The organism is Pseudomonas sp. LBUM1663 (assembly GCF_059695905.1).
Window position 1 is genome coordinate 1,461,231 of sequence record NZ_CP166792.1, and the last position, 13,296, is coordinate 1,474,526.

The window sequence follows — 13,296 nt, forward strand, 5'->3', positions numbered from 1 at the left end:
CCGATTCGGCCCAGCCAGGAGAGTCGTCCATGAGCAGCACGTTTTTCATCCCTTCCGTAAACATTATGGGCAACGGATGCCTCGACGAAGCCATGGCCGCCATTGGCAAATACGGCTTTCGCAAGGCGCTGATTGTCACCGACGCCGGGCTGGCCAAGGCCGGTGTGGCGAAGATGATTGCTGAAAAACTGGCGATGCAGGACATCGACTCGGTGATTTTCGACGGCGCCAAACCGAACCCGAGCATGGCCAACGTCGTGCACGGCCTGGGCCTGCTCAAAGAAAGTCGCTGTGATTTTGTGGTGTCGCTCGGCGGTGGCTCGCCCCATGACTGCGCCAAGGGCATCGCGTTGTGTGCGACCAACGGCGGGGAGATCCGCGACTACGAAGGCGTCGACCGATCGACCCAGCCGCAATTGCCGCTGATTGCGATCAACACCACCGCCGGCACCGCCAGCGAAATGACCCGTTTTTGCATCATCACCGACGAATCGCGTCACGTGAAAATGGCCATCGTCGACCGCAACGTCACGCCGCTGCTGTCGGTCAACGACCCGGCGCTGATGGTCGCCATGCCCAAGGGCCTGACCGCCGCCACGGGCATGGACGCGCTGACTCACGCCATCGAAGCCTATGTGTCCACCGCAGCCAATCCGATCACCGATGCCTGCGCACTGAAAGCCATCACCTTGATCAGCAGCAACCTGCGCCTGGCCGTGCGCGACGGCAGCGACATGGCCGCCCGGGAGAACATGGCCTACGCGCAGTTCCTCGCCGGCATGGCGTTCAATAACGCATCCCTGGGTTATGTCCATGCGATGGCTCACCAGTTGGGCGGTTTCTACGACTTGCCGCATGGCGTATGCAACGCGGTGTTGCTGCCCCACGTACAGAGTTTCAATGCGCTGGTGTGCGCCGCGCGCCTGATGGATGTGGCCCATGCGATGGGCGCCGATACCCGCGGCTTAAGTCCGGAAGAAGGCGCTCAAGCGGCGATCATGGCGATCCGCAGTCTGTCCCGCGACGTCGAGATTCCCGCCGGTTTGCGTGAGCTCGGGGCTAAGCTCAACGACATCCCGACGCTCGCCACCAATGCACTGAAAGACGCCTGCGGCCTGACCAATCCACGGGTGGCGGATCAGCGCCAGATCGAGGAGATTTTCCGCAACGCGTTCTAATCGGTTTGACGACCCCGCGCGAGCATCACGCAGAGCATCGCGCCCAAGGCCAGCAAGGTGCAAAACAGGGACAGTGGCCATGCTTGCTGGCTCGCGATCAGGCTGGCAATCGCGCCGATGATGGCGGCCATCAGTTGGTGAATGAAACCGCTCAACGCCATCGCATAAGCCCCACCGACCGGCGAGCCGTCGTTGGCCAGGGCCAGGCTGATCGGGTAGCTCAAAGACTGTCCGAACACCGCAAAGCAGTACGGCAACCAGAACAGCAGCGCGACGGAGGTGCCCGCGATGCTCCCCAGCAACATCACCGCGCTGCCGCCTAGTACCAGGCTCACGCCTGCAGTCATCAGCCTGCGTTGACCGGTGCGAAGCACGAAGGCATTGACCCCCAACGCCCCCAGAAAATACGCCGCGCTGATCGGCCAGCCCAACAGCCCGTATTCCACGGCCGACCAGTTGAAGGGGCCTTGCAGAATCAACGGCGCTGCGGTGTTGAACGCAATGATCACCCCATAACCGAGGCCACCGGCAAGGGCCGGCAGCAGGAAGGCTCGATCACGCAGAATGCGCCCGTAGCTCGGCCAGGCAGACGACTGAACAGGCTCCTCGTTCAGCGCCGTGAATGTGACCCGCGCCACCACCATCGCCATCAACAGACTCACGCCACCCAACAGATAAAAAATCGCCGGCCAGCCCAGCGCCACCTGAATGATCGACCCCAGGTACTGGCCGATCCCCAGCGCCACTACAAACGAAATCGAGATCCAGGACAGCGCCTTGGCCAGCAGGTCACCGCGGAAACTGTCGCGGATCAGTACCCGCGCCATGACCGAAATCCCGCTGGCACCAATCCCCTGAAGCAAGCGTAAAAACAGGAACGACTCAAGTGTCTGGCCCAACGGCAAGGCCAGGTTGCCCACGCCGTAAATGCCGAGTGCCGCGAGCAACACCGGTTTTCGGCCAATGCGCTGACCCAGGCTGCCCCAGAACAACATCGGCAATGCCATGCCGATCAGGTACACCGCCAAGCCCCAGGACACTTGCGAGGCATCGGCGGACAGATCCCGGGCAATGTCCGGCAGCGCCGGCAGGTAAATGCTCATGCCCAGTTGAGCGAGAAATACCGTGCTGCAGGTGACGAGGAGGGTGGTGCTGCTCTTCATTGAGTCTTCCTTGTGTTTCAGAAACCGACGTCCCCGACGTGGGTGCGTAAAGCTACATCAAGTGGCGCGACTTTTTCAGTAGGGCGATGCCATGTGATGGAGTGGGCCAAAACCGGGCTATCCTGCCGACTCAGCCGAACTGAAGTCACCGAGCCCTCCATGCTGCAAAAAAGCCTGATCCGCCGCCTCGACCTGATCACCCTCCAGCTGTTTGTCGCCGTCCACGAAGAAGGCACCCTGACCCGTGCCGCGAGCCGCGAAGCCATCGCGGTGTCGGCCGCCAGCAAACGGCTGATGGAGTTGGAGGAAGCGCTGGGCATCAGTCTGTTTGTGCGCCAGGCCAAAGGCATGACCCTGACGCCGGCTGGTGAAACCCTGTTGCACCATGCCCGGCAGATGTTGTTCAACGTCGAGAAAATGGGCCTCGAACTGGGCGAGCACAGCCACGGGGTGCGGGGCTATGTGCGGATGCTCGCCAACTTGTCGGCGATCATTCAGTTTTTGCCCGAAGACCTGCGGGACTTTTCCGAGCGTCATCCCCAGGTCAAGACCGACCTCGAAGAACGTCCCAGCAGCGGGGTGATTCAGGGCGTGCTAGATGGCGTGGCCGACCTTGGAATCTGCTCCAGTGACAGCGACGTCAAAGGCCTGCACAGCGTGTTTTATCACCAGGACAAACTGGTGGTTCTGATGCTGCCCGATCACCCGTTGGCGAGTCGTTCCAGCCTGGCCTTCGCCGATACGCTGGAGAGCGATTACGTCGGACTGCATTCCGCCAGTTCGATCAACATGCGCACCCACGCGGCCGCGCGCAAGGCTGGCAAGGTGCTGAGGTTGCGGATTCATGTGCCGGGGTTCGACGCGATGTGCCGGATGGTTCAGGCCAACATGGGCATCGGCATCCTGCCGCAGAAGGCCTATGAATTGTTTGGCCGGGCGTTGGGATTGCATGCGGTGCCGTTGACGGATGACTGGTCGGACCGGGCGCTCATTCTGGTGGTGCGTGATGAAGCGGCGCTGTCGCCGGTGAGCCGGATGTTGTTTGAGCAGTTGCGTGGGCAGGTCTGAAATTTTCGTTGATAGGGCCGGCCTCATCGCGGGCAAGCCCGCTCCCACAGTGTTCTGCGGCGTTCACAAATCCCCTGTGGGAGCGGGCTTGCCCGCGATGGCGGCCTCAAGGTCGCGGAAATTTCAGGGCGTTCGCGTTTCGCGAACGAACGTTGCCAACTGAAGGTTGGATTCATCGCCCCCAGGTCCTCTAGCCTTGGCTCATATTCCAAGAACAACATAGAGGTACCCCGCGATGACTGCCCCCTTGAGTGCAATCAAAGTGATTGAGATCGGCACGCTGATCGCCGCGCCGTTCGCCGCGCGCATGCTCGCCGAGTTCGGCGCCGAAGTGATCAAGATCGAAGCCATGGGCCAGGGCGACCCACTGCGCAAATGGCGCAAGCTGCATGAAGGCACCTCGCTCTGGTGGTACCTGCAATCGCGCAACAAGAAGTCCCTGGCGCTCAATCTGAAATCCGCCGAAGGCATCGAGCTGGTCAAGCAACTGGCGACCAGCGCCGACGTGCTGATCGAGAACCTGCGCCCCGGCGCCCTGGAAAAACTCGGCCTGGGCTGGGACGTGCTGCACGCCCTCAACCCCAACCTGACGCTGGTGCGCATTTCCGGTTACGGCCAGACCGGTCCGTACCGCGATCGTCCGGGTTTCGGCGCCATCGGCGAGGCCATGGGCGGGATCCGCTACACCACCGGCAATCCCGATTCGCCACCGGCCCGGGTCGGTGTCAGCCTCGGCGATTCGCTCGCATCGCTGCACGCGGTGATCGGTGCCTTGATGTCGTTGCTGCGGGTCAAGACCGGGCAGGGCGGCGGGCAAGTGGTCGATGTATCCCTGGCCGAAAGCGTGTTCAACGTCATGGAAAGCCTGGTGCCGGAATACGACATGCTTGGCCATGTGCGTGAGCGCAGCGGCGGCGCCTTGCCGGGCATCGCGCCGTCCAACACGTACCTGACGGCCGACGGCGCCTACGTGGTGATCGCCGGCAACAGTGACCCGATCTACAAGCGCCTGATGGAAGTGGTTGGTCGTCGCGATCTGGCCGACGCGCCGGAGTTTGCTCATAACGATGGTCGTGCATTGAAAAGTAACGTGCTCGATGCGGCGATCACTCACTGGACCAGCAGCTTGCCGATCGATGAAGTGTTGTCGGCGCTGGAAGCCGCTGAAGTGCCAGCCGGGCGCATCTATTCCGTCGCCGACATCGTCGCCGATCCGCACTATCAGGCGCGGGACATGCTGCTCAGCGCCGACCTGCCGGGCGGTGCCACGGTGAAGATGCCCGGCATCGTGCCGAAAATGTCCGAAACCCCCGGCGGCGTGAACTGGTCCGGGCCGAGTCTGGGCCAGCACACCGACGGCATTCTCGCGGGCCTGGGCCTGACGGCGCTGGACATCGAACGGCTGAAAGCTGAAGGGGTCGTGCAATGATCACTGATTTTTCCGAGACCCTGATTGTTCAGGAAGTCTCCCCTCGCGACGGCTTGCAGATCGAGCCGACCTGGGTCGAAACCGTCGACAAGATTGCCTTGATCGATCAACTCTCGCTGGCCGGTTTCAGCCGCATCGAAGCCGGCTCGCTCGTGTCGCCCAAGGCCATTCCGGCGCTGCGCGATGGTGAACTGGTGTTAAAGGGCATCGCCCGGCAACCGGGGGTAATCTACGTTGCGTTGATCCCCAATCTAAAGGGTGCGCAACGGGCGCTGGCTTGTAGCGCTGATGAACTGAACCTGGTGATGTCCGCCAGCCAGACCCACAACCTGGCCAACATGCGCATGCGTTGCGAAGCCTCGTTGGCGGCGTTCGGCGAGATTGTGCAATTCGTCGGTGGCGCGCAGGTGCGGCTGAACGGCAGCATCGCCACCACTTTCGGCTGCCCGTTCGAAGGCAGGATCGATGAAGATCGCGTGCTGCAAATCGTCGAGGCCTATCAGGAGCTCGGCATTCAGGGCATCACCCTGGCCGACACCACCGGCATGGCCAATCCGCGGCAGGTTGATCGGTTGGTGCGGCGGGTATTGCAAAGGGTTTCGCCGGCTGATCTGACCCTGCATTTCCACAACACCCGCGGCCTCGGTTTGTGCAATGTGCTGGCCGCTTACGAGGCCGGCGCCCGACGCTTCGACGCGGCCCTCGGCGGACTCGGTGGCTGCCCGTTCGCACCGGGTGCCTCGGGCAATATCTGCACCGAAGACCTGGTCAACCTGTGCGATGAAATCGGCATTCACACCGGCATCGATCTGCCGCTGTTGCTGCAATTGTCCCGAGGGTTGCCGGCGTTGCTGGGCCACGAAGTGCCCGGTCAACTGGCCAAGGCCGGTCGCAATTGTGATTTGCACCCCGTGCCTTCCTGACTCACCAAATAACCACTGTAGGAGCGAGGCTTGCCCGCGAAGGCGATCTGCCATTCAGCAGCGGTGAGAACTGACACACCGCCTTCGCGGGCAAGCCTCGCTCCTACAGAAAAAAGCATCTCAACCAGACAACAAAAACAATCGGACACCCAAGGGAAGTCCGCCTGGAGAAAGCACCATGAGCCTCAATGTACTGGAGGCGGGCGCGAGCCCGTCCGTTAACCACGACGAAGAAAAAGCCCTGGTCAGCAAGGTCGCCTGGCGCTTGATGCCGCTGATCATGGTCTGCTACCTGTTCGCCTTTTTCGACCGCATCAACATCAGCTTCGCCAAGTTCCAGCTGCAGACCGACCTGAGCCTGAGCGACACCGCTTACGGCCTCGGCGCGGGTTTGTTCGTGGTCGGTTACGTGATCTTCGAAGTACCGAGCAACATGATGCTGTACAAGGTCGGCGCGCGGCGCTGGATCGCCCGAATCATGATGTCCTGGGGCCTCGCCACCGCGGCCATGGTCTTCGTCAACAGCGAATGGCAGTTCTATGCGCTGCGCTTCGTGATCGGCGCGATGGAAGCCGGTTTTGCGCCGGGCGTGCTGTATTACCTGACGCTGTGGTTCCCGCAGCACTATCGCGGGCGCATCACTTCGATGCTGTTCCTGTCGTCGGCGTTTGCCGTGCTGGTCGGTGCACCGTTCTCCGGGCTGGTCTTGCAACACCTCGACGGCTTTATGGACATGCGCGGCTGGCACTGGCTGTTCCTGCTGGGCGGCGTGCCGTGCATCGGTCTCGGTTTGCTGGTGCTGACCTTGCTCAAGGACCGCATCGAAGACGCCCATTGGCTGACACCGTCGGAGAAAACCCTGCTGGCCAGCCGCATTGCGCACCATGAACCGCACAAGAGTGGCGGCTCGCTGCTCGCCGCGCTGCGGATCCCGGGTTTCCTGACCCTGGGGCTGATCTACTTCCTGATTCAGGTAGCGTCCTACGGTTTGAATTTCTGGGCGCCGCAACTGATCCGCAGTGCGGGCACCGAGAGCCCGGTGATGATCGGCTTGCTGACCGCCATTCCGTACATCTGCGGGGCGATCAGCATGGTGGTGATCGGGCGGCTGTCCGACTCGACCGGTGAGCGACGCAAGTTTGTCGCCGGTCTGGTCGCGGTGGGCGCGCTGGGGTTCTTCTGTGCGGGGATCTTCGCCAATCACACGACTTTCCTGATTGTCGCGCTGGGCTTGCTCGGTGCCGGGATCATCGCGTCCATCCCAAGCTTCTGGACCCTGCCGCCAAAACTGCTGGCCGGTGCCGGCGCCGGGGCGGCTGGCGGGATCGCGGTGATCAACACCCTCGGCCAGTTCGGCGGCATCGTCAGCCCGGTCATGGTCGGGCGGATCAAGGACCTGACCGGCAGCACCACCCCGGCGCTGTACGTCATTGCTGTCTGCGCGTTGATCGCCGTTGCTTTGCTGATGTGGGGGTTGCCGCAGAAGCTGCGCACTCTCGACAAGTACTAAAATCTGTCAAGGCCGCCTTCGCGAGCAAGCCCGCTCCCACACTCGATCTGTGCCACGCCGCCGATCAACTGTGGGAGCGGGCTTGCTCGCGAAGGCGGTCTGACAGTCAGCGTCTCACTGTCAGTCATCCATCAACCCGCCGCCACCAAACCCTTCCCTGGCGCAGCACCGAACTGAATCAACGCCACCCCCGCCATCAACAACACCGCCCCCAACACCCGCGACAACGTCATCTGCCGTTCCACCAACCCAAACAACCCAAAGTGATCCAGCACCAGCGAAGCCACCACCTGTCCCGCCAAGGCCAAAGCAATAAACCCCGACGCCCCAAGCTTGGGCAGCAGCATCAGCGCCAACGAGATAAAACACACCCCGAACGCACCACCGGCCCACATCCACAACGGCGCCTTGCTGATGAACGCCAGCGACGGCAGCGGTAAGCGCATCGCCAACATAATCGGCAACAACACCGCGATACTTCCATTGGCCGAAGCACTCGCCCAGGTGCAATCCCTGCTGGCACCGAACGCCTTCGATCCGGCCACCACCAAGCGCACGTTCCGTCTGGCGATGTCCGACTATGGCGCCGCCATCGTCCTGCCAGGGCTGATTCGCACGTTGCGCCGGGAAGCTCCGGGCATCGACCAGCAAATCAGCCACGCCAGCCGCGAAGGCATGCTCGACGCGGTCCTCAACGGCGACATCGACGTTGCGGCCGGGGTATTTCCGGAACTGCCCAACGAGCTGCGCAGCACGCCGCTGTTCGAAGAGCACTACGCCTGCCTGGTGGACCGCAACAGCTTGCCTGCCGATGGCGTGCTCGACCTGCCGACCTACCTAGCGCGGCCACACGTCCTGCTGGAAATGCGCGGCAGCGGCACCCCGGAAATCGAGCGAGCCCTGACGGCGTTGCGCGAACGCCGTCGCGTTGCGATCAGCCTGCCGCACTGGAGCGTCGCCCCGGAATTCATCAGTGGCACGGACCTGATCCTTACCGTTGCTTCACGTGGGTTGCGCGAGATTGATGAGCGCTCGCTGGTCGCGGTTGCGCCGCCGTTTCATATTCCGTCGTTTACGTTTGTGTTGGTCTGGCACAAGCGGCGGGGCGGGGATCATGCGCTGAACTGGTTGAATGGGCGGATTGGGGAGGGGATAAGGCACGGATGACGTTCTATCCAGTGCCCTGATTTTGTTGTGTTCACCAATTGGCAGGCGGAAGACGTCTGGTATGAAAGACCCTTAATACCTGGAGGCATCCTTGACGAACTCGGTAAGGGATCAGATAAGGTCGATCTGGCAAGACCCATTCGCGGGTACCGGGCAGGCGGCCTTCCCGACCGGTTGCCGGAAAGCGAGAAAGGTGATCGACGCTTGCGAGGATAGCTTGGACGAAGTCTGCCGCGGCTTTCGGGTTCTCTATTGCTATATAAGCGGCTTCGTCATCCAGATTTTTCAATGCAGTACGCAACCACTCAACGCGCATTGGCAGTCCACTTATCGGCGATTGCTTTTACTTCCTCGGGTGATGCGAAGTCTTCCGCGTCAGCTTCCTTCAGAGCCTTTTGAATTTCCTCTATTTGCCAGGCTTCCCGGGCGAGGTATTCACGCAGCGCATCCACAGCAAGAAATGACTTGCTACGGCCAGTGGCCTTGGAAAGATTGGCGAGGGTATCGGCGATTTCGTCTGGCAAGCGCAAAGACATGACGGACATGGCGGTCTCGATGTAGTGGTTTGTAATACAACATACTACATCGTCGCGTATGGGGGGATGCTAGCCCGTTCGTCTGGCATAACAACTGATTGAGCGAATACACCGAGCCGGGGATAGTGTGTGGCTGAGATCACCTCGCTATAAGTGCATAAGGAGCAGAGAAAATGACATTGATGTCTGGATTGATCGGTTGTGCTGTCGTGTGCAGTTTCGTGGTGACCACCGAAGCGCTGGCGAGATGTGAAAAGCCGCCGCTTTCGAGCGAGTTCGGATATTCGGTGTGCAAGGACTGGCCAGCCTATCCGGCACTGTCGATTACCGCTTTGTCACAACTTGAGCCCCAGCCTTCGTCTGACAGCTCGGGCCGCGCTGGGACCTACGATCTCAACCTTGCGCTGGTTTCTACTGACGGGTTGAAGCCGGTGGCGACGTATCATCGCGCATCCGTTTTTGAGTCGGATGCGATTGCGTTGGAAGACCTGCAACTCGACACGGCCCGATACAGACTCACTTCCGATTTGCGCGCCTTTGGTTTACGAGCCTTGTTCAAAGGCTCATCACGCATCAATCCATTCGATCAAACGTTGCTCTCGCTCTACGTGAAAGACGGTGAAATGGTGCGTCCGGTCATGGATAGGTTGGTTACCTATCAGTACAGCGGCGAGTGGGATGGCAATTGTGCCGGTGAGCGTTCTGAAGTCGTTCGAACTGTCGAAATCGGCACTACCAGCTCCCATGGTTACACAGACTTAATCATTAAATCGGTATCTACCACTACGGTTGGGGACGGTGAAGGCGAGGCATGTGAATCCAGATCTACGACAGCCAAACCCGTGATAACCACTCTCCGTTACGACGGAGAACAATACGTAGTACCCGAAGCTCTCAAAGGTTTATGACCCATGCTCACCGGCCTCAACCACCTGACCCTCGCCGTCACCGACCTGAACCGCGGCGTGGCGTTCTATCAAGACCTGCTGCAACTGCGCCTCGAAGCCTCATGGGACACCGGCGCCTATCTTTCACTGCCCGGTTTGTGGCTGTGCCTGTCCGTTGATCCGCTGCGCAGCTCGGAACCCACCGCCGATTACACCCATTACGCCTTCACCATCAGCGCAATGGATTTCCCTGTGTTCGTCGAACTCCTGCGATCCGCCAACGTACAAGAATGGCGCGACAACCGCAGCGAAGGCGCGTCCTTCTATTTCCTCGACCCGGACGGCCACAAGTTCGAAGCCCACGTCGGCGATCTGGCTTCTCGGCTGGCCGCCTGTCGCGAGCGGCCGTATGCGGGAATGAAGTTCTTCGACGATCAGTCAGTCGATATTCCCGGGACCTGATATAGACTTGCGCCCATTCACCAAATAGTTAAAAGGACTTCCAATGACCCCATCGCTGCTAATGGCCGTTCTCGCCTCGGGGTTTATCTATGGCATCACCCCGGGGCCGGGCGTATTGGCGGTGTTCGGGATTGGCGCGGCGCGGGGACGACGGGCTGGGGCGGGGTTTCTGTGCGGGCATTTGCTGGGGGACGTGGTCTGGTGCAGCACGGCGCTTATTGCGATTGTCGGTGCCCGGGAAATCGGCAGCACGGCGTTTGATGTGCTGGGCGTGCTCAGCGGGCTGTACCTGTTTTGGCTCGGGTTGCGCGCCATACGGGCGAAGCGCAGCAGCGCCGATGCGCCTCAAGGCCCGGCTCGTCAGCCCTTTTGGCACGGCATTCTGTTTGGCCTGACCAATCCGAAGGCTTACCCCGTGGCGGTTGCGACGTTCACGGCGCTGCTGTCGAGTCGCGCGGAATTGCTGCACTGGTCAATGCTGCCGTGGTTGATTGTCTTGAGCTTTGTCGGTGGCCTGATGGCCTACGCTATCCTCATTGGCATTGTCGGTGCCCGGCAGGTGCGCACCTTGTATCAACGCCATGAACTGGCGATCACCCGGTTGTGCGGGGTGATGTTTATTGGTTTCGCCATAAACGCCCTCGCTCATGCGCTGCCCGGGCTGGTGACGAACAAGGCTTGAAGGTTGAGCGCACGGATGCGTCAGCTGTACTGAACGGTCAGGGAGGGTTCTTTTTGCTGCATTGTCCGGAAACGCTCATCGCACCATGGCAACCAGAAATTCCGCACCGTTGGCGAGCTACATCGATCTCTTGCTGGACGCCGTCTGTGCGGTGGATAAACAAGGTCGCTTCGTATTTGTCAGCGCGGCCTGCGAGCGTATCTTCGGTTATACCCCTGACGAACTGATCGGCCAGGCGATGATCGACATGGTGCATCCCGCCGATCGCCAGCGCACCCTCGATGCGGCGCGCGAAATCATGGGCGGTGACCCCAAACTCAACTTCGAAAACCGCTATCTGCGCAAGGACGGCGCGGTGGTGCATATCCTGTGGTCGGCGCGCTGGTCTGAAGTCGATCAGTTGCGCATTGCCGTGGCCCGGGACATCACCGAGCGCAAGCAGGCCGAGTCCCGGCAAGCGGCGTTGTACGCGATCTCCGAGGCGGCCCACGCGGCGGAAGATTTGCTGGCGTTATTCAAGCGCGTCCATTTGATCATCGGCGAATGGCTGCCGGCGCTGAATTTCTCCGTGGCGCTGTATGACGAGCACTGTGCGCAGCTGAATTTCCCGTATCACGTCAACGACCATGAACTGCAACCCGAGCAGCCCGGAACCATCACCGGCCGCCTCTGCGCCGAGGTGATCCGCAGCGGCCTGCCGATTTTGCTGACGCCGGACCAGGACTCCCCGCCAGACGGGTTTGAGCTGCTGGTCGCCGGGCCGGATGCGCCTTGCTGGCTGGGTGTGCCGTTGAATTCGCAAAACGGCACCATCGGCGCGCTGATCGTCAAAAGCGTACCGGGTGGCGAGCGTTATACCGAACAAGACAAGGAATTGCTGCAATACGTCTGCGCCCAAGTCGCGACCGCGATCGAGCGCAAGCAATTGCATGCCCGTCTGCAACGCATGGCCCAATACGACCAACTGACTCAACTGCCCAACCGAGAGTTGTTGCGTGACCGGCTCAAAGACTCGCTGGCGCTGGCCCGCACGGATTGCGGACGAATGGCGCTGCTGTACGTCGACCTCGACCGCTTCAAGGAAGTCAACGACACCCACGGTCATGCGGTCGGCGACATGCTGTTGCAAGCGGTCGCCAATCGACTCAAGGGCTGCGTGCGTGAGACCGACACGGTGGCGCGCATCGGCGGCGATGAGTTCGTAGTGTTGTTGCACAGCATCCACGCGTCGAAAGACGCTGACCGCGTGGCGGGAAAAATCCTTCAGGTTCTTGCGCAGCCCCTGCGACTGGACGGGCACAGCGTGAACATCCAGCCGAGTATCGGCGTCGCGCATTACCCCGAGCACGGCACGGAAGAAAAGCAGCTATTCAGACATGCCGAGGAGGCCATGTACGCGGCCAAGCGCCGAAACCACCAGCGTCTCGGGGCCTGAAAAAAGGCCACCGTTCGTCGCGGCGATTTCAATTTTTCTAAACCTTTGTGGCGATCGAAATTCAGATTCTATGCGGGCTCCTGCTCGCCGCGATCATCACCAAGAGGTAGAGAATCATGCCTAACTCAAGAAACTCGAACTCGGGAAACTTCGCCAACGATCGAACGAAGGCGTCTGAAGCCGGTCGCAAAGGTGGGAAAACTACCACCACGACTGTCGATAAAGACCCTGCGAAACCCGATATGGGCCGCAAAGGCGGTCAGAAATCCAAGTAGTCGGTGAAGGTAGTTTTGATTGAGAGGCGGGGGCGAAAGCTCCCGCTTGAATTTTTTCAGAAGGAGGGCGCGACCATGAGCCGGATGGCCACCCGATTACGCACTGCCAGTTTTGTCACGTTGCTGGGCCTGTTTGCCAACAGTGCCTTTGCCCAGTCGCCCGCCGAATTCATCAACGATGCGTCGGCCAAAGGCATGGCCGACATCGAAGCCAGTCGCCTGGCGCACCAGAAAACCGAATCCAAAGAGGTCAAGGACTACACCATCGTGGTCATCAACGACCGTACGACCGCCAACCAGCACCTGGCGAAAATCGCCAAGCAGCTGGACTTGCCGGTGGCCCCTCGCGAAGTAGTGGTCGACAAGGCCAAAGCGTTGATGCCGCAAGTGAAGGACGACGCCACCTTCGACCAGGCCTACGCCGCCAGTCAGGTGAAAACCACTCAGGAAGCCATTGAGCAACTTCAGCAAACCGCACAGACCACCGACGTGCCGGAAATCAAAGCCTTCGCTGAAGAAACGCTGCCAAAATTGCAAAACCATCTGCAAATGGCCAGGGCGCTTCAAGCCGGTCGATAGCA

At 60.7% G+C, this 13,296-nt stretch carries 15 protein-coding genes and 1 pseudogene; 12 read left to right on the forward strand and 4 right to left on the reverse strand.

Annotation, left to right across the window (positions count from 1 at the left end):
- The first annotated feature begins 29 nt into the window (after positions 1-29).
- Positions 30-1,178 carry an L-threonine dehydrogenase gene (gene yiaY, locus ACA075_RS06515; RefSeq protein ID WP_497297776.1) on the forward strand — a complete coding sequence of 383 codons (1,149 nt, stop codon included), beginning with the start codon at positions 30-32 and terminating at the stop codon, positions 1,176-1,178.
- On the opposite strand, the gene ACA075_RS06520 is transcribed toward yiaY, so the two are convergent.
- Entirely contained in the window at positions 1,175-2,341 is a 1,167-nt protein-coding gene (locus ACA075_RS06520; RefSeq protein WP_497297777.1) for a multidrug effflux MFS transporter, read from the reverse strand. The two genes, yiaY and ACA075_RS06520, sit on opposite strands and share 4 nt — an antisense overlap.
- Positions 2,342-2,500: 159 nt before the next feature.
- On the opposite strand from ACA075_RS06520, the gene ACA075_RS06525 reads away from it, so the two are divergent.
- From ACA075_RS06525 to ACA075_RS06540, 4 genes are all read left to right on the forward strand, one after another.
- The gene (locus ACA075_RS06525) at positions 2,501-3,409 is read left to right on the forward strand and encodes a LysR family transcriptional regulator (protein ID WP_497297778.1); all 909 of its coding nucleotides are present in this window, start codon (positions 2,501-2,503) and stop codon (positions 3,407-3,409) included.
- A 235-nt stretch (positions 3,410-3,644) separates the two neighbouring features.
- Entirely contained in the window at positions 3,645-4,838 is a 1,194-nt protein-coding gene (locus tag ACA075_RS06530; RefSeq protein ID WP_109628357.1) for a CaiB/BaiF CoA transferase family protein, read from the forward strand.
- The gene (locus tag ACA075_RS06535) at positions 4,835-5,761 is read left to right on the forward strand and encodes a hydroxymethylglutaryl-CoA lyase (protein WP_497297779.1); all 927 of its coding nucleotides are present in this window, start codon (positions 4,835-4,837) and stop codon (positions 5,759-5,761) included. The genes ACA075_RS06530 and ACA075_RS06535 overlap by 4 nt, the downstream gene beginning before the upstream one ends.
- A gap of 178 nt (positions 5,762-5,939) precedes the next feature.
- Positions 5,940-7,271, forward strand: coding sequence for an MFS transporter (locus ACA075_RS06540; RefSeq protein ID WP_497297780.1), 1,332 nt, complete (start codon positions 5,940-5,942; stop codon positions 7,269-7,271).
- A 131-nt stretch (positions 7,272-7,402) separates the two neighbouring features.
- Here the strand turns inward: ACA075_RS06540 and ACA075_RS06545 are convergent.
- Positions 7,403-7,774: pseudogene (locus tag ACA075_RS06545) on the reverse strand (DMT family transporter); the annotation flags it as partial.
- Between ACA075_RS06545 and ACA075_RS06550 the strand changes: the two are divergent.
- Positions 7,686-8,438, forward strand: a complete 753-nt coding sequence (locus tag ACA075_RS06550) for a LysR substrate-binding domain-containing protein (protein WP_497297781.1) — start codon at positions 7,686-7,688, stop codon at positions 8,436-8,438. The pseudogene ACA075_RS06545 and the gene ACA075_RS06550 overlap by 89 nt on opposite strands.
- A 31-nt stretch (positions 8,439-8,469) precedes the next feature.
- On the opposite strand, the gene ACA075_RS06555 is transcribed toward ACA075_RS06550, so the two are convergent.
- Positions 8,470-8,754: a type II toxin-antitoxin system RelE/ParE family toxin gene (locus ACA075_RS06555; protein ID WP_497297783.1), complete on the reverse strand. Its 285-nt coding sequence runs from the start codon at positions 8,752-8,754 to the stop codon at positions 8,470-8,472.
- On the reverse strand, positions 8,744-8,983 hold the full coding sequence (locus ACA075_RS06560) for a CopG family ribbon-helix-helix protein (RefSeq protein WP_497297784.1): 240 nt from the start codon (positions 8,981-8,983) through the stop codon (positions 8,744-8,746). The genes ACA075_RS06555 and ACA075_RS06560 overlap by 11 nt, the downstream gene beginning before the upstream one ends.
- 164 nt (positions 8,984-9,147) lie before the next feature.
- Here ACA075_RS06560 and ACA075_RS06565 point away from each other — a divergent pair, with 164 nt between their 5' ends.
- From ACA075_RS06565 to ACA075_RS06590, 6 genes are all read left to right on the forward strand, one after another.
- Positions 9,148-9,882, forward strand: a complete 735-nt coding sequence (locus ACA075_RS06565) for a PA3715 family protein (RefSeq protein ID WP_497297785.1) — start codon at positions 9,148-9,150, stop codon at positions 9,880-9,882.
- 3 nt (positions 9,883-9,885) lie between these two features.
- Positions 9,886-10,323, forward strand: coding sequence for a fosfomycin resistance glutathione transferase (gene fos / locus ACA075_RS06570; RefSeq protein WP_497297786.1), 438 nt, complete (start codon positions 9,886-9,888; stop codon positions 10,321-10,323).
- A 43-nt stretch (positions 10,324-10,366) separates the two neighbouring features.
- Positions 10,367-11,005 carry a LysE family translocator gene (locus tag ACA075_RS06575; RefSeq protein WP_010462451.1) on the forward strand — a complete coding sequence of 213 codons (639 nt, stop codon included), beginning with the start codon at positions 10,367-10,369 and terminating at the stop codon, positions 11,003-11,005.
- An 85-nt stretch (positions 11,006-11,090) separates the two neighbouring features.
- Positions 11,091-12,440 (forward strand): sensor domain-containing protein, encoded by a 1,350-nt coding sequence (locus tag ACA075_RS06580; RefSeq protein WP_497297788.1) that lies wholly within the window; start codon positions 11,091-11,093, stop codon positions 12,438-12,440.
- A 116-nt stretch (positions 12,441-12,556) separates the two neighbouring features.
- Positions 12,557-12,715 (forward strand): KGG domain-containing protein, encoded by a 159-nt coding sequence (locus ACA075_RS06585; RefSeq protein WP_010462447.1) that lies wholly within the window; start codon positions 12,557-12,559, stop codon positions 12,713-12,715.
- 75 nt (positions 12,716-12,790) lie between these two features.
- Positions 12,791-13,294, forward strand: a complete 504-nt coding sequence (locus ACA075_RS06590) for a DUF4142 domain-containing protein (RefSeq protein ID WP_497297789.1) — start codon at positions 12,791-12,793, stop codon at positions 13,292-13,294.
- The last annotated feature ends 2 nt before the right edge of the window (positions 13,295-13,296 follow it).